General features: G+C 56.8%; 19 protein-coding genes. All 19 read right to left on the reverse strand.

Annotated features, from left to right (window positions below; genetic code table 11):
* Nucleotides 1-2 precede the first annotated feature (2 nt).
* Nucleotides 3-755, reverse strand: a complete 753-nt coding sequence (locus tag IGB42_RS11670) for a FliH/SctL family protein (RefSeq protein ID WP_159671709.1) — start codon at nucleotides 753-755, stop codon at nucleotides 3-5.
* On the reverse strand, nucleotides 743-1234 hold the full coding sequence (locus tag IGB42_RS11675) for a hypothetical protein (protein WP_159671711.1): 492 nt from the start codon (nucleotides 1232-1234) through the stop codon (nucleotides 743-745). The genes IGB42_RS11670 and IGB42_RS11675 overlap by 13 nt, the downstream gene beginning before the upstream one ends.
* A complete protein-coding gene (gene fliF, locus IGB42_RS11680) occupies nucleotides 1231-2634 on the reverse strand; it encodes a flagellar basal-body MS-ring/collar protein FliF (RefSeq protein WP_236822560.1) in 1404 nt (467 codons plus the stop codon). The genes IGB42_RS11675 and fliF overlap by 4 nt, the downstream gene beginning before the upstream one ends.
* A 19-nt stretch (nucleotides 2635-2653) precedes the next feature.
* Nucleotides 2654-2959 carry a flagellar hook-basal body complex protein FliE gene (gene fliE, locus IGB42_RS11685; RefSeq protein ID WP_159671715.1) on the reverse strand — a complete coding sequence of 102 codons (306 nt, stop codon included), beginning with the start codon at nucleotides 2957-2959 and terminating at the stop codon, nucleotides 2654-2656.
* Nucleotides 2956-3387 (reverse strand): flagellar basal body rod protein FlgC, encoded by a 432-nt coding sequence (flgC, locus tag IGB42_RS11690; RefSeq protein ID WP_159671717.1) that lies wholly within the window; start codon nucleotides 3385-3387, stop codon nucleotides 2956-2958. The genes fliE and flgC overlap by 4 nt, the downstream gene beginning before the upstream one ends.
* Nucleotides 3387-3770, reverse strand: a complete 384-nt coding sequence (flgB, locus tag IGB42_RS11695; protein ID WP_159671719.1) for a flagellar basal body rod protein FlgB — start codon at nucleotides 3768-3770, stop codon at nucleotides 3387-3389. The genes flgC and flgB overlap by 1 nt, the downstream gene beginning before the upstream one ends.
* A gap of 19 nt (nucleotides 3771-3789) precedes the next feature.
* Entirely contained in the window at nucleotides 3790-4911 is a 1122-nt protein-coding gene (locus tag IGB42_RS11700) for a flagellar basal body P-ring protein FlgI (RefSeq protein ID WP_159671721.1), read from the reverse strand.
* Nucleotides 4911-5489, reverse strand: coding sequence for a flagellar basal body L-ring protein FlgH (locus IGB42_RS11705; protein WP_159671723.1), 579 nt, complete (start codon nucleotides 5487-5489; stop codon nucleotides 4911-4913). The genes IGB42_RS11700 and IGB42_RS11705 overlap by 1 nt, the downstream gene beginning before the upstream one ends.
* Nucleotides 5486-6406, reverse strand: coding sequence for a flagellar basal body P-ring formation chaperone FlgA (gene flgA, locus IGB42_RS11710; RefSeq protein ID WP_159671725.1), 921 nt, complete (start codon nucleotides 6404-6406; stop codon nucleotides 5486-5488). Before flgA ends, IGB42_RS11705 begins: the two co-directional genes overlap by 4 nt.
* A 38-nt stretch (nucleotides 6407-6444) precedes the next feature.
* On the reverse strand, nucleotides 6445-7209 hold the full coding sequence (locus IGB42_RS11715; RefSeq protein WP_159671727.1) for a flagellar hook-basal body protein: 765 nt from the start codon (nucleotides 7207-7209) through the stop codon (nucleotides 6445-6447).
* 11 nt (nucleotides 7210-7220) lie between these two features.
* Nucleotides 7221-7925 carry a flagellar hook-basal body protein gene (locus IGB42_RS11720; RefSeq protein WP_159671728.1) on the reverse strand — a complete coding sequence of 235 codons (705 nt, stop codon included), beginning with the start codon at nucleotides 7923-7925 and terminating at the stop codon, nucleotides 7221-7223.
* Nucleotides 7926-7955: 30 nt separating this feature from the next.
* On the reverse strand, nucleotides 7956-9998 hold the full coding sequence (gene flhA, locus IGB42_RS11725; RefSeq protein ID WP_159671730.1) for a flagellar biosynthesis protein FlhA: 2043 nt from the start codon (nucleotides 9996-9998) through the stop codon (nucleotides 7956-7958).
* On the reverse strand, nucleotides 9995-11083 hold the full coding sequence (locus IGB42_RS11730) for a flagellar biosynthesis protein FlhB (RefSeq protein WP_159671732.1): 1089 nt from the start codon (nucleotides 11081-11083) through the stop codon (nucleotides 9995-9997). Before IGB42_RS11730 ends, flhA begins: the two co-directional genes overlap by 4 nt.
* 8 nt (nucleotides 11084-11091) lie before the next feature.
* Entirely contained in the window at nucleotides 11092-11877 is a 786-nt protein-coding gene (locus tag IGB42_RS11735) for a flagellar biosynthetic protein FliR (RefSeq protein ID WP_159671734.1), read from the reverse strand.
* Nucleotides 11870-12136, reverse strand: coding sequence for a flagellar biosynthetic protein FliQ (locus tag IGB42_RS11740; protein WP_159671736.1), 267 nt, complete (start codon nucleotides 12134-12136; stop codon nucleotides 11870-11872). The genes IGB42_RS11735 and IGB42_RS11740 overlap by 8 nt, the downstream gene beginning before the upstream one ends.
* Nucleotides 12137-13106: 970 nt before the next feature.
* Nucleotides 13107-13820 carry a transposase gene (locus IGB42_RS11745; protein WP_159671738.1) on the reverse strand — a complete coding sequence of 238 codons (714 nt, stop codon included), beginning with the start codon at nucleotides 13818-13820 and terminating at the stop codon, nucleotides 13107-13109.
* A complete protein-coding gene (locus IGB42_RS11750) occupies nucleotides 13772-14152 on the reverse strand; it encodes a transposase (protein ID WP_159671740.1) in 381 nt (126 codons plus the stop codon). The genes IGB42_RS11745 and IGB42_RS11750 overlap by 49 nt, the downstream gene beginning before the upstream one ends.
* Nucleotides 14153-14377: 225 nt before the next feature.
* Nucleotides 14378-14824, reverse strand: coding sequence for a hypothetical protein (locus tag IGB42_RS11755; RefSeq protein ID WP_159671742.1), 447 nt, complete (start codon nucleotides 14822-14824; stop codon nucleotides 14378-14380).
* On the reverse strand, nucleotides 14821-16414 hold a 1594-nt coding region (locus tag IGB42_RS11760; protein WP_201799911.1), incomplete at its 5' end, for a hypothetical protein. The genes IGB42_RS11755 and IGB42_RS11760, both read right to left, overlap by 4 nt.

The following is a 16414-nucleotide window of genomic DNA, read 5'->3' on the forward strand; positions in this document are numbered from 1 at the left end:
GATCAGCGCGATGCCCGTTGCGCGGCCAGAAATGCCTCGAGAATGATTTGTAGTTGACTCTCCAGCCGGGCATCAAGCTCACCCATCGGAGTTTCGATCAGGCAGCCTCCCCGTCCGACCCGGGCATCGGCCGCCCAAGTCACTTGTGTAGTTTCCGCCAATTCAGGGGGTGGATCACCGACCAGCCGCAGATCATCCGGTGCAAGATAAATGGTTACCGCCTGACGCTGACGCAAGCGCCCAAGTACCTGCCGCACCACTGCAAGCACACCATCCCGGGTCAAAAGTGCCTCTCCGGCAATCTTGCAGAGCGCCTCATAGGCGATGGATACCGACAGCCGTTCCTGCGCGCTTTCATCCCGCTGCAAACCGGCCTCAATTTTGGTCAGCAGCAACTCGAAACGCTTTGCACGCTCAGCATCGGATTGGTCAACTTGCGCCTGTGCGCGCTTCATCCCTTCCGTATAACCTTGCTCCTGGGCCTTGGCACGCAGTTGTGCCATCTCTGCTTCAATTTCCTTCTGAACGACCTGTGTAGCAGCAGCAACCCTGCGATCCATTTCCTGCTCATCAAACAGACGTGCCGTGATCACGGGTGGTGATGCAACGGGCGCGACTGCAGCGGGAGCAGGGGCCGGAATCGAGGGGGCCGGGGACGGAACCTCCCGTTGCATAGCGGTTTGTGTATTTGCATTGCGCAGTTGCAACGTGCGTTTTTCGGTTGATACAGCAGGCTTGCGGATTATCGGCGCCATCGACTGATCCCCAATTTCAATGCGGCAAGCAAATTTCCATGCTGAGTGGCATTCATTCGCGGCATATCAGCAGCAAGCTGTTCCTCGCAATGGAGCAACAATGCGCGGGCAAGTGCGGGTGCCACTGGTACATCCTCTGCAACGAGCCGTTCAAGATCAGCACGCCGCTGCCCATCCATGCGGCCAAGAAGGGCCTCCTGCCACCACCAGTTGCGTTGACGCACCAGCAGCGCCAGCAGCCAGGTCGGCTCCATCAACAACTTGTCAATGCTTGCCGCTTGATCAACGTTCTTTGCCGCACTGTTATTTGTACCTGCCGACAACGCAAGTGATGGCTCTGCGGGGATCCCAAGGGCAACAAGTTCTTCCAGGTGCGCGCCCACGCGCGCGCGCGCTGCAACACCCAATTGCGCCAGCATCCAGGATTGATCCGCCTCGGCAAGGCCATGCAATGCCAGTGCGGCGCGACGGCTACTCATAAGCCGCCCTTTTCAGATCGTGTGTCATCTTCCAGTGCTACCCAAGCCCGGACCTTTTCCAGCAAGCGCTCCCGCTCGGCATCACTCAGCGTGGCGACCCCATTGTCGGCGCCACGGCGCGCCCATACGAAGAGGCCTGCCAATAGCACGGCAATCACTACCAGCAACACTGCGATATTCGTTTTCTGCCAATCATCGGCAACGGCAGGTTTATTGCCTTGCGGTGCGGATGCTGCCGGTTCTTGCGCTGACATATCCAGCGGTTGCATTTTTGGCTCGGCAACCAGTTGGTCCATTGCATACAGCGCAACGCGATCACCACGCTCCTCGACCAAGCCAACGGTATTGGCCACAATGGCCCGGAATTGACCAAGCTCAGCCTCGCTCAGCGGGCGTTCGAGCACCACCGCAACGCTGATACGCTCGATACCGCCAGGCGTGCGCTCTACCTGCTCCACGCGCCGGCCTACCTGGTAGTCGTATTCACTTTGCGTGACTTCCTCAGTATCTGCCTGGCCTGCACTGGGGCGAGTATTCTGCCGTTCACGTACGGTCACACCGGTGCCACGCTCCTTATCCACGGGAAGCACATCTTCGACAACCAGCTTGCTCGCCTTGTCGTTCAGCTGGACGTCCACGCTTGCAATGGCTTTGCCCTCGCCAAAGCTCTTGGCCAACACCGCATCCAGCTTCTGTTTCAGATAGCTTTCCATGGTGCGCTTCACTTCCAGCGATTCGCCCGGATTCGCTTCAGGGCCAGATTCCTTGCCGCTGCGAGTCAGCGCCACGCCATGCTGGTCAACAATCGTCACCGCAGACGGATCGATTTCCGCCACCGAAGCGGCCACCAACCGCTGTATGCCCTTGATCTGTTCTGGCGCAAGCTGACGTCCCGGCTTGAGCGTCAGGCTGACCGACGCCTTGGCTTTCGCATCCTGTCGCTTGAACAGACCTTGCTCAGGCAATGCCAGATGCACGCGTGCAGTCTGGATATCTTCCACCGCCAGGATGGTGCGGGTAATTTCGCCTTGCATCGCCCGTTGATAGTTCACTTTCTGGGCGAATTCGGTCATGCTGAAATCGCTGTTATTGAAGAGCTCGAAACCCACCGTACCATGCAGGGGAATATCCTTCCCCAACAGTTGCAGGCGAACTTTGTGGACGTTTTCCGCTGGTACAAGAATGGTGCTGCCACCTTGCTCCAGCCGGTACGGCTGTTTCATCTGATCCAGCGCAGCCACCATGGTTGACGCGTCCTGGGCTGAAAGCCCGGAAAACAGCACGCCTTCCTCTTGGTGCAACGCCCACCAGGCCAGCGCGCCGGTCAGCAATACGATGCTCAGCACGCAGGCCAGCAAGCCAATGCGCGCTACACGATCCAATTTGTTCCAAAGTTGCATCAACACTGACTATCTTCCTTTACATCTGCATGCGCATCATTTCCTGATACGTTTCAAGTAGACGGTTACGAACTTGCATCACCAACTGGATCGACAGTTTTGCGTCTTCAAATTGCATCATGACCTGATGCAGATTGCTGGTATCACCCAGTGCAAGCTGTTGCAAACCGCTATCTGCAACAGCCATTTTCTCGCTGACCTGGGTCAGCTGCTGGTCAAACCAAGCGGCAAAACCCGGCTGGGTAGCCGGCGAGGTGATCCCGCCAACTTCCGGAAACTTGATCTGGTTTACCGGGGTCAACGCCGTCAAGGCTTCGATGTTCACGCGCCACCCCCGATCTCCAGCGCGCGCAACGCCATGGTTTTTGCCGCATTCATGGCGACCACGTTGGCCTCATAGGCACGCAGCGCAGTAGCCATGTTGAGCATTTCTCCCAAGTGATTGATGGCCGGCATTTCCACATCCCCGGCCGCATCAGCAGCAGGGTGGCCCGGGTCATGGACTTTGCGCGGTGCCACGTCCAGGGGCTCGATTTGCCCTTGCGGCAGCATTGCCTGCAATTGGGCTGCTTGCGAAAAATGTCCATCGAAGGACGTTGCTGCACTGGCAACGACGCGCAGGGGCTGATAAAGCTGCCCGTCGGCTCCCCTGGTACTGTTCATATTGGCCAGATTCAGTGCGGTTACATCGAGGCGCATTTTCTCGACGCGCATCCCTGCGGCGCTGATGGCAAAAGCGCTGAGATAATCCATTAGCGTTTTCCGTCGTTGATCAGCAGGCTCAGGATTGCGTAATGATGCGAAACCCCTTTGAGCAGTGCCTGGTATTGCAATGTGTTCTGACTCAGCGCCGCGGTTTGCAGATCCAGCGACGCGCCGCTATCCTGCGTCTGTACGGCCGCATCGCGTTCCAGTCGGGCAGCAATACCGGCCAGGTGATTCGCACTGATCTCACGGCCCGCAGCAACATCGCTGCGCACAGCACCCAGTTGGTCTTCAAAACTGACGTGGAAGGGCTGAAACCCCTCCGTATTGACGTTGGCAATATTGGTGGCAATCGCTTGATGGCGCAGGCTGGCTGCATCCAGCGCCTTGGATACCAGATTCATCGTCACGGAACCGATGCTTTCGAGCATGCGTTTTATTCCCTTGTCTTTATTGAACGACCAGATCCGCGTGCAGCGCGCCAGCGGCTTTGACTGCACGAAGAATTGAAATGATGTCGCGGGTGTTGGTCTTGATACGGGTCAGCGATTGCACCAGGTCGGCCACGGTATTGCCGGTGGAATCGATCTGACGGTTATCGCTTTCGGCCACATCAATGCGTGAATTGGAAACCACCTCGGTACGCACACCACGGCCTGTATCACTGACGAATGTCGGCTGGGACACACTGTTGTCCGTCACGATGGATACTTTCATTTCGCCATGGGAAATGGACACCTTGGAAATCTGCACGTCACCGCCCGAAACGACGGTACCGGTCCGCTCGTTGATGACGACGCGCGCGCGGTTATCAGGATGCACGGTCAAACGCTCCAGCCTGGCGACAAAATCCACCAGGCGCGCACCGCCCTCGGCGGGCGCGTCGATCTCCACCGCCGCCGCGTCGCGCGGTGCGGCAACAGTACGGCCCATGGACTGATTGATGGCGGCCGCGATGCGCGATGCGGTGGTGAAATCCGGATCGGCCAGCACGAAGGTCAGCTTCTGGCGCTCGTTGACCACCTTCACACCCACGCCCACCTCAACCACACCCCCGCCCGGGATGGTGCCTACGGTGGGGTGGTTCTTCTGCACCACGCTGCCATTCATGTCGTAGGAATAGCCACCGACAGCCAGATCACCCTGTGCCAGCACATACACGCGATCGTTCGGTCCTTTCAGCGGCGCAAGCAGCAAGCTACCGCCAACCAGGCTGCGTGCATCCCCCAACGAAGTCACGGTCACGTCGATGGTGTCCCCCGGCTGCGCATACGCTGGCAAGCTGGCCTTGACGATCACTGCCGCCGTATTGCGGCTGAGCACATCCTCGGGCGGCAGATTCACGCCAAACTGCTTGAGCATGTTGCTGATCGACTGCCGCGTGGTCTTGTTGCCCGCAGAATCACCCGTACCAGCAAGGCCAGTCACCAAGCCGTAGCCCACCAGCGGATTTTCACGCCAACCTGACAAACGCCCCAAATCCTTGATGCGTACACCATCGGTGACGGCGAATGCAGATAGCGATGCGCAGCTGAGGCATACCAATAGAAAAGCCCGGAATTTCATCGTCATCACCACCCGAGCACGCTAAGAAAGCGGTTCCACCAAGCAGGCCGTTGCCGATCGGCCAGCTCACCTTCCCCCGCGTAACGGATACTGGCTTCACCCAGACGCGATGACACAACCGCATTGGATTTATCCACATCCACCGGCCTAGCTACGCCGGTGATGAAGATTTCCTGCTTTTCGTCATTGATGTCCAGTACCTGGCGGCCACTGACAACCAGATCGCCATTGGCACGCACCGCAGTAACCGTCACGGTAATCTGCGCCAGCAAGCGGCCAGAACGCTGTACACGGCCACGAGCATCAAAATCATTGTCCGTCTGCAAACCTACGCCGTGGTGGATGCGATCATCCACATCCAGCTTGAGGCCAAGATCGGTGCTGCGATTTGCAGATGTATCGGCCGACGTAGCCGCACTCGAGTTTTCGACAACCAGCACGGTCAGCAAGTCGCCCGGTTGATATGCGCGGCGGTCAGACACATAGGAGCGGAAAGTCTGCTCGCTGTAGAGGGTTTCCGCCCATACCGGCAAGCTGCACAGCATGGGCAGCAATGTCAGGGAAAGCAGTATCCGTTTAATCATGGTGTACCTATCAAAATGACCTGGCCTTTACCGCTAACCCGTGCCCGCACGGGCTCCGTACCTGCAACAGGGCGCAACTGGATGACGCTGCCGATGTCGCCATCGGCCAATGCCACTGCCAGTGATTGCAAACGCACTGCACCTTGTTCGACATTCAGCGCAACCCGGTCGCCTTGCATGACGGCAGGCACCGGTTTCACAGCCAGCTCGTCCAGATAGTCACCCTGCCTGAGGGCGCGGGCCAGGCGAACCGGTGCGGAGCAATCGACTGCAACAGGCGCGGTATTGAAGCGGGTGATATCAACGGTGCGTTGTTCGAACTGATCGCAGCCGACAACGGCGCCGATCGTCAATGCGCTTTTGGCAAAGAAGGCAGTACGCTGCGCCTGGATCGCCACGCCAACCTGCACTGAACGGTAGAACCGGCCATCCACCGACACATCCAGCGTGACCTGCTGCACCGCCCTGAGCTTGCCCAGCAGCGCACGTCCCCTTACCTGCAACGCGCCATTGGGCACCGCCACTTTTGCCGGTACATCGGTCAGCGTCAGATCAAGCTGGTCTTTGCCATAGGCCTGGCGCAATACCGCCAGTGCGGCCTGCTCCAGCTGTGCAGCAGGTACAAGTTGGCTGGCTGTCGTAATGGCTATTGCCTCCGCGCCAGCCCATTCAATCTGCGCTGCATTGGCATAGCCCGCATGGCGCAGTGCTGCGACCAGCCTGGCGCGCGTAACCATGCGCGATTCGCCCACCCGTGGCGCGCTGCCAACGGCCATTTCACCCAGGCGTGCACACTCAGCCGGCAGCGTGCAATGCAGCTCGGCCAGATCGGCCAGACGTACGCGTTCAGCATCCACGCTTGCTTGCGGTCGCAGCGATGCGGTGATGGAGTCGGCGACAGCATGCAGGCTGAACATCAGCACCATGCAGGCTGGAATGAAGTGGCGTTTGGGCATCAACGACGCAGATTATTGGTCATGCCCATCAGCTCATCGGCGGTCTGCACCAGCTTGCTACTCATCTCGTAGGCACGTTGCGCCAGCATCAGTTGGGTCATTTCGTTGATCATGCTGACATTGGCGCCTTCCAGATGGCCTTGTGCCAGCACGCCCATACCTTCCTGGCCAGCAGCACCACTCTGCGCTTCACCGGATGCCTCGGTACTGCGGAACAAACCGCTGCCCATGCCTTCCAGTGCGTCAGCGCGGGCAAAACGTACCAGCTCGAGGCGGGCGATTTCCGTGGGCTGGCTGTTATCGCTGAACTGCGCCTCAACCCGGCCATCGGCATAGATTTTCATGCTGGTCGCGTTGGTTGGCATCTGGACGCGTGGCTCAAGCGGATAGCCTTGCTGGGTGACCACCACGCCATTTTCATCCGTCGTCAGCGTACCGCCGCGCGTATACGCAACGCTGCCATCAGGCATGGTGACTTTCAGAAAACCCACGCCATCAATGGCCAGATCCGCAGCGGAGCCGGTTTTTTGCAGCGACCCCTGGGAAAAATCAAATTGCAATGCGCCAGCGGCAACGCCGGCAGGCTGCAAACCGGCGGCACCGGTGGCATCTGCTGCGAAAGCCTTGTTCATCACTTCATGAAACTGCACGCGGGTGGCCTTGAAGCCGGGCGTATTCATGTTGGTGAGGTTATGTGCAATCGCATCGATCTGCTTTTGCTGCGAGGACATCCCGCTCACGCCAAGATAAAGTGCATCAATCATCAAACGTTTTCCTAGAATTCGCCCAGTTTCTGAATGGCTTTGCTGATGGCATCGTCGTAGTTCTGGAACAGCTTCTGGTTGGCCTCGAAATGCCGCATGGTTTCCAGCAAACCAACCATCTCAGCCGCAGTCGAGACATTGGCCACTTCCAGATAACCGCTGCGGACGTCAGCCTGTACCACGGATGTGACAGGCACCTTGCCCGCTGCCGTGTAGCTGGCATTGCCCACCGGGATCAATTGCGTAGCAGGGTCGAACTGGACCAGTTGCAATTGACCTGCCACGTTGCCGTCCACACTGATGCGCCCACTGGCGTCCACCGTGTATTTGCCCGGCGGCAGGCGCAGCTCGCCCTGGGTGCTCATGACTGCTTCACCGTCGGCGCTGACCAGCTTGCCGGATGCATCCACCTGAAAATCGCCACGGCGCGTGTACACCACGCCCTGCGGGCCTTCCAGCGTGAAATAGGCATCGCCCGAGATGGCCAGATCGAGCGCACGCCCGGTTGGCTTCATGGTGCCCGCGGTCATATCCACCGCAGTGCGGAAGCGCTGATCAACCGCGTTACCAGCTTGTGACTGGCTGTCGAATACTGAAGCGAACTGCGGTTGCAACAGGCTGATCTGGCGGCGATAGCCCGGCGTGGTCGAATTGACCATGTTGTGGCTATAGGTCTCTACACGCCGGCTATCGAGCTGCATGGTCTGTGCGACCATGGAAAGCGCATCTATTGTCATGGATTACCTTTAAATCGCTACCGAGCCAAAGGCCCGTAGTTCAACCGTATTGGGTACTTCGGTCAGTGCAATCACCCGCAGGTGCGGCATCATGCGTTCAGACAGCGTACGCAGATGCCGGCGCAATTCAGGCGTGCACAGCAATACTGGCAACAGGTTGTTTTTCATCATCTTTTCTACCTGCTGCGCCAGCTGGCGCAGCATCTTTTCAGTCAGCTGCGGATCGATATGCGGTGTGCCGCCCTCGGTCAACTGCACGCCCTGGATCAGCCGTTGCTCGATGGACGGATCAAGCGTGAGCACCTGCAGCACATTCTGGTTATTGACCAGAGATTGGCAAATGATCGGCCCCAGACGCTGGCGCACCATCTCGGTCAGGTAATTGACGTCCTTGCTGGCCTTGGCGGATTCGCCCAGGGTTTCAAGAATGGCTTGCACGGCGCGAATGGACACTTTCTCCCGCAGCAGCGCTTGCAGTACGCGATGGATATCGCCCACGCTCAGCAAGGTCGGGACGATTTCTTCAACCAGGCCAGTTTGCTGCTGGCGGATGCGGTTGAGCAGGCGATCTGTCTCGGCCCGGGTCAGCAACGATGCCGATTGCTGGCGAAGCACCTCGCACAGGTGGGTCAGGAACACGGTCATGGGGTCGACCAGCGTGTACTTGCCGGTGCGGGCGGCTTCTTTCTCGGATTCTTCGATCCACACTGCGGGCAAACCGTAGCTGGGGTCTTTGGTTTCGATACCGTTCAGCTTGCGGGCATTGGCGCCAGAATGGATAGCCAGAATATGCTCGGGCATCAATTCACCACGTGCGGCAACAGCACCGTAGATGGCGATCTCGTAACCATTGGCGCCCAAGCGCGCCGCCTCGCGGATTTTTACCTTGGGCAGCACCAGGCCCGATTCACTGGCATATTGCTTGCGGAATACGCCGATACGCTCCATCAGCACCAGTTGCGATTCGCTCAGCAAGGCACCCAGATTGGGGGCCACATAGATCTCCACCGGCTCGATTTCCAGCTCACGGTATGCATCGTCGTCGCTGGTACCCTCTTCCTCGCTGGCATCGGCATCCGGCGCATCTGCAGTGCGCTTGCGCGCCCGGTGCGAGAGCCACGCCATGAACAGGAAAATGACCGACAAACTGGCCGCAGGCAACACCGGAATACCCGGCAACAGCAGCAGTACGCCCAGCACGGCACTGACCAGCACCAGGGTTTTGGGGAACGCGCCCAGCTGCTTCAGGACTTCCTTGCCCAGATGCGCATCCGATGCCGAACGGGTGACGATCAGGCCAGTGCCGACCGAGATCACCAAGGCCGGCACCTGGGTAACGATGCCATCACCGATGGTCAGCAGCGTAAATGTCTGCATCGCCTGGGCCAGCGGCATGCCCATCTGCATCACGCCAATCACCAGGCCACCAATGATGTTGATCAGCATGATGATGATGCCGGCAATGGCATCGCCCTTGACGAATTTGCTGGCGCCATCCATGGCGCCGTAGAAGCCCGCTTCCTTTTCCAGGTTCTTGCGGCGGCGCTTGGCTTCTTCCTGATCGATGAAGCCCATATTCAGGTCGGCATCGATGCTCATCTGCTGGCCCGGCATGCTGTCCAGCGTGAAGCGCGCGGCGACTTCGGATACGCGCTGCGCACCGTTGGTTACCACCACGTACTGCACCACGATCAGGATCAGGAACACGATCAGGCCGATGGCATAGTTGCCGCCGATCACATAGCCCCCTACTGCACCGATGACTTTGCCCGCATCCCCGTGGCTGAGGATCAGCCGCGTGGCGGCCACGTTCAGCGATAGCCGGAACAGGGTGGCAATCAGCAGTAGCGCCGGAAACGTGGAGAACTCCACCGGCTTGGCCATGTAGAAGGTCAGCAGCAGGATCAGCAACGCAAAGCTGAAGTTGGCCAGGATCAGCACATCCAGCAGCCCGGCCGGGATGGGCGTGAACAGCACCACCAGTACGCCCAGCACCAGTAGTACGATGACGATATCGGTGTTTTGCTGGAATACCCTTCTCAGTGCATTCATGCGGCGGCCCCCTGCGGTGCAGCGCGCGCACGGCGCATTGCATACACCCAGACCAGAATGCGTGCGACTTCCGGATACAGTGATTCGGGCACGTACTGATCCGTTTCCACCTGGCGGAACAAGGCACGCGCCAGCGCCGGGTTCTGCACGATGACCACATCATGGCGTGCGGCCACCGCGCGCATTTTGCCGACAATATTCCCGGCGCCCTTGGCCACCACTTGTGGCGCCAGCATATCGCCGTGCTTGTATCTGACCGCCACCGCGTAGTGGACGGGGTTGGTGATCAATACATCCGATTCCGGAATATTGGCCAGGCCCTTGGCACGCTTGAGCAGCTCCAGCCGCAGTTCGCGCAGGCGCGAGCGGATACGCGGGTCGCCCTCGCGTAGCTTGTGTTCATCACGCAGATCACGCCGGCTCATGCGCATCTTGCGCAGGTACTCCCAGCGGGTGAAGGCGAAATCGACAATGGCGAAGATCGCCATCACCATCGCCAGCTTGAACAGCAAAGACCCGGATGCCGCCAGCAAGATCTGGCCGAAATGCCGCACATCCAGATTGGGCAACGCCAGCATCATGCCGCGCATATCGTAAAGCGTGAGCAACAGCACCAACCCCACCACCACCAGCTTGAGAATGCTCTTGCCGCTTTCGTACAGGATACGCAAAGAGAAAAAGCGCTTGAAACCGGTAGCAGGGTTCAGACGGGTCCAATCGGGTTTGATCGGGTGCACGCTGAAGATCGGCCCGGTTTGCGCCAGGCTGAGTACGATGGCAGCCACCACGATGGAGCACGCCAGCGGGGCCAGCGGTGTAGCCAGCGCCAACAGTGACGATTGCAGCCAGGCAGCCACACCGCCCACGGACCAATCGGTGCGTGCGCCCTGGCGCAGGATCGACTGCATCGCGGCCAGCATGTCATTGATGAGGTGCCAACCATAGCCGTAAAAGAACACCAGCAAGGCGGCCAGCACCCCGATGTAAACGACATCGTTGCTCTTGGCCACGGTACCCTTGTTGCGGGCCTGGTCCAGTTTATGCGGCGTAGCCTCTTCGCTACGGTCGTGATCTTGTTCGCTCATGTCACGGCCTAGGCAACCAGCAATCTTTCCCAGAACGGGAAAATCATATTCAGCGTTTTGGAAACGGTGGGGGCCAGATAGCGCAGCGAGAACGCCAGCATGCTCAGGCCAATCAACACCTTGAGCGGCAGGCTGATGACGAATACATTCAGTTGCGGAATATTGCGCGACAGCACGGCCATGCCCAGCTCCACCAGCAGCAGGCAGATCATCACCGGCGCGGCCAGTTTCAGGCCCTGCACGAACATCCGCGATACCTGCTCAGCCATCACCAGCGGCGAAACCGCACCCTTGAACGCGCCCAGCGGCACCGCCTCCAGCGTGGCGGCAAATGCCCGCAACAGCGTGTGATGTAACTGGGTCACAAAGAAAACCAGCACGGCAAACAAATCAAACAAACGGGAAAGAATGGGGGTTTGCCTGCGTGAAACCGGGTCGAACAAAGCACCCACGTTGAAACCGATCTGGAAATCCAGCAGATGGCCAGCCAATGAGAACGCACCGAATGCGGTAAACACACCAAAGGCCAAGGCCGCGCCAAACAACAGCTCCGACAGCATCATACCGACCAGATCCAGCACATCTGTCGGCACCGGCGGCAAGCCGGAAAGCCCCATGCCTGCCAGACAGAACGACAGGGCCAGCACCAGGAACAACCGTAGCCGCACCGGCACCCCGACCCCCGCCAGCACCGGCGTGAGCGAAATGGCCGTAGCCAAGCGCGTGGCGCACAGCAACGTGGCAACCAGCCGCGCCATATCGTAGCGCAGCACCAGGCCAAGGGAATCAGACATACCGGCCAGCGCTCAGAATCAGCTTGGTCGCGTAGCTAAGCAGCGTACGCAGCATCCACGGGCCGAACACGATCAGCGCAATCACCGTAGCCACCAGCTTGGGTACAAAGCTGAGCGACATATCCTGTACTTGTGTGACCACCTGCACGATGCTGATGAGCAGCCCGACCACCATCGCCACCACCAGCACGGGCAATGAGAGCAGCAGCCCCTCCCACAACATTGCGGCGATTAATTGATGCGCTTGATCGAACTGCATGCGAGCCTGTCTACTTCTTGTAAGAAAAAATCTGACAGAAAATTATAGACAAAATCTGACTTGAATAACAGGAAAACAGCTGCTAGTGACTATGCTGACTAGGGTACTTGCGGGCAAAAAATGGTAGGAATTTCCGCACCAAACCCATAAATGGCGCGGGCTGGGCGCAAAAAAATAAGTTTGGTGAGGAAAAGCACCTTCCAGACAGACGGGTATGTGGATGTGGTGCAATCCATACAATCTGGACAGCATTTGCCCGTGTGCGGGATGCATTACTTCGCCCGCAGAAAGATAAAATTCAGCATGGTGTTATAAATCGCCCGGATGAAGGCAGTTTGCTCATGGCCCCGCACAGCTAATCCCCCCCAACTGCTAGTGGCCTACTCGAACCGGATGCGCAGATCATGCGTGGCGAAAGAGTCCTAATATCTAGGGTCGGGTCTTGCAATCATACATTTCCCATCGCCTTGATTGCCCGGCTGACCGTGGCGTAGTGCACGCCAAAGTGGGGGCGATTTCTTGCATGGTGTAATCACCAGTCCGGCAGGCTTCTACCATGCCCTGCTTGCGGTTTCCATGGCGTAAGTAGTGATCCAGCGGCTGGGCCACAGGCCGGCGTTGGGAGCGTGGCACTTCACTGAGGGCTTCATCGTTCATCAGTGCCACCATCCGCGAGGCAAAATCGGGGGGGGCCGGGAAAGGGTTGCCCCACCAGTTGATGCCACAGGCTGGGCAAACCCACACCGCACCGAACGAAATCGATGCAGGCGGCAAGCGCCTGGCCACGAACTTGCCCGAACTGCCCCAACAGCCAATCCGTTTGCAGCCAGCCGGGCGCCGCTGAAAAGGGGTTTCTGGAAGCGCCCTTGTAGCGCCCTGAAATACATGTCCCACACGGTGATGGCGACGATGGAATTAGGGAATTAGGGAATTAGGGGACAGACCACGTTTTACGAAAAATCTGCCCGGATTAGAACAATTCGCCCGATGCTGGCGCTATTACCCTGGATGGCCTACCGGCTTGACCTCGTACTACCCGGCGGCCCAGCATCAGACTGATCTCTTCACCAAAACGCGCATCGCCCAGAGCAAAATTGCCATTGGTGGCTTGGCGAATTTCATCCACCAACCCTGGCTGCAATGCATGACGAAACAACTCACGATATGCTGCTTGGCGCGAAGCATTGTCCGCGCCCAGTCTCTGATAAAGCAGGTGCGGTATAAGCAATCGATCTTCGTGCCCTTGTGCATTGGCTGCATAACTGGACCAACGATACTCGGCCGGGTGCGCAACCATGCCAGCCCGCACCGGATTGAGTTCAATGTAACGCTGGCAAGTTAACAAATAAGTTTCTGCCTGAATAAGGCAAGAACGGAATCGCCCTTCCCATAAAGTACCACTACGACGATAGGTGCGATTCACATATTGCACATAGAGTTGCCCCAGTGCCTTCATCAGTGCACCCGCCCCATCAGTATGAGATGAAGACAACAGCAAATGAACATGATTGGTCATCAATGTATAACCGTGCACTTTGCAACCTGTCTTCACTGCATAGTCTTTTAGCCATTCCAGATAGACAAGATAATCTTCATCGGCAAAGAAACAAGCCTGACGATTATTGCCCCGCTGGATCAGATGCAGTGGGACACCGGGTAGATAAACACGGGCGCGACGTGGCATAGGACATTCGAGTAAGTGAGCTCACTGGAAAAATAGACCATAAAACGTGGTCTGTCCCCTATTTCTCCTTTGCGCTGGATCGGCACCGGCACCAGGGTGGCATCGATGATCTGGCCGCAGCGGGCCAGATAGCCGTGGGCCTGGAGCTGGCGGTTCACTTCATCAAACAGTGCCGCACCCAGGCCGGCCTGAACCAGCTTCTCGCGGAAGGTCCAGACGGTATTGCGATCCGGCACCTTGCCGCTGTCCTTGATGCCCAGGAAACGCTGGAAGCTATCAATGTATAACCGTGCACTTTGCAACCTGTCTTCACTGCATAGTCTTTTAGCCATTCCAGATAGACAAGATAATCTTCATCGGCAAAGAAACAAGCCTGACGATTATTGCCCCGTTGTATCAGATACAGTGGGACACCGGGTAGATAAACACGGGCGCGACGTGGCATAGGACATTCGAGTAAGTGAGCTCACTGGAAAAATAGACCATAAAACGTGGTCTGCCCCCTATTTTTTCGCTACTGCTAAAATATAGACCATAAAAAGTGGCCTGCCCAGCTATTACTCTTCCTTGGAATTACAATCCCAGCTTTGGATCAACCTCTGCTGCAAGTTGCCGTCCCCTGCAAGATAGGCAACATATCCTAAAAAGTCCTCTTCTTCATCGCGCTCGGGTAAGTTGGGGTCAAATATTGGATCGCCAACCCACCAAGCCGGATATTCGATCATGGTATCCTCAATGGAGAATATTGTGATTCCATTTTGAAAATCATGCCGATATTCAACCTTATCGCCAAGACCTCTAAAGTTCCAGCGTTTGGTATTCCACTGAAAATAGAGTTGCTTGTCCATGGAAAATACGCTGAACTCATCTCCATTGACGACGGCATAATTCCCTTTCGCCACTTGATCTTCGACAGCATGGATAGCAAATTTCCCCTGTTCCGTATCAAGCACCACCGTTTTTTGGGGATGAATCACCGTCCTAAGTACAATAGTTTTTTTCATGGTTGAACCTTGGCAATACCAGTGAGAATATCCATTGTCAGATTGCTTCTGGTACCCGACGCAATGACATCTTGCGGATTACCATATTTTTCCAAGAGCGATTCATACGTTGGCCCGTGCGGATTACCATAAGTCACCTTGTTTCTTTCATACAGCATAGAAAGTTGTTCCGTGGAATATTTCGACATGCGAGTTTGATTCCGTAAGTCCACAATTTGTCGAGCAATACTCTCATCAGCAACGCCGTCAGCACGCATTTTTGCAACCCAAGCAGTCTCATCAGCTAATCCCTGATGATATTCCAAACGCACTTCCCGCGCGTTAGCAACCTGCTGAGAATTTGTCCAATCCACAGACCACTTAGGTTGCGAAAATTGCGTCCCATCCTTGGGAACATAACCATAAACACCTCGGGAATCTGCCACAAGATCAGATGGGATGTTCTTCACTGCGTAGCTTAAGCGGTCGCTTGGCTTCACCAGCTCTGCCCGAGCAAGAGTTTTATCAACAAAGGTTTCTGCTATTGACTCAAATTTGAAAGCCTTAAAAGCCTTTACCTCTGCGAGGGCTGGCACAACATTGCCGGCCAAAGTCGCGACTTGCACTCCTGCTGCAAGATAATTTCCGGAATTAATATTGTAATCAAGCTCTGTTTTCCATAAATTAAATGAATCAGCAGGGCGTGTTAACAAGTTGATCCACCCATGAACAACACTCGTACCAAAGGCTGCGGGAAGAATGAGGGCTCTAAATGGTATTTCAGATGCACTAACAGGGGAGCCATCGTAGTTTGAAACCATGCGACGCATCATGTCATCACCATAGTTTGGTAACGCAGCCCGCATACTTTTAACTTTTTCACCTTGCTTAAATAATTTTTCCTGGCGTAACTCTTCCGCAGCTTGCGATTCAAATTTCACTGCCAGTTTTTCTTGTACCTTGCGCTCTTCCCAAAGCTGCAGAAACTCTGGCTTTTTGGACTCGATCAGTTCATTACGTTGCTTCCGGTCCTCATCAAAGGTAACGGCTTTAATCCTGGCAAGCCGCGCATCGGTGCCGTTCAATTCCGAATAACCTGTTGCTTTCATTGCGGCCAGCGCGGTCTTGGACATCGCAGGTGCGAGCAAAGGATTCCAGCCATCTCCAAAAGCGGCCTTTGATGCCAAAATTGGGTCAATCGCGCCTTTCCTGGAAATTTCTGCACGAGGAACAGGCTGCTCTTGATTCAACGCATCCAGCAACTCTGCCGTTCTATCATTTGCCCCTATCGTCGAGGATCCTTGTGGCTGAATTTTTGCCATGTCAGCACGACTATTATCGTTGAACTGGCTCTCCAACCCTGAATTCAACGTCGCCTGGAACACCTGCGTCGGATCAATCTTGCCGCTGGTGACCAGTTGCCCCGCCGCGTTACCAGCCATTCCCGTCAGCATCTTGGTTTGATCTGCCGACAAACCGTCGATCCCGTTCAATTGGGACCCTGCCCAACTTGCAGCACCTGCCGCCGCCACACCACGCCAGCTGAAGGTTCCCAAACCTGCCGCAGACAATACACCCTGACTGATGACCGCGGAGGCCATGTTCGTCAAC

This window comes from Andreprevotia sp. IGB-42 (assembly GCF_009848685.1).
Classification (GTDB): domain Bacteria; phylum Pseudomonadota; class Gammaproteobacteria; order Burkholderiales; family Chitinibacteraceae; genus Andreprevotia.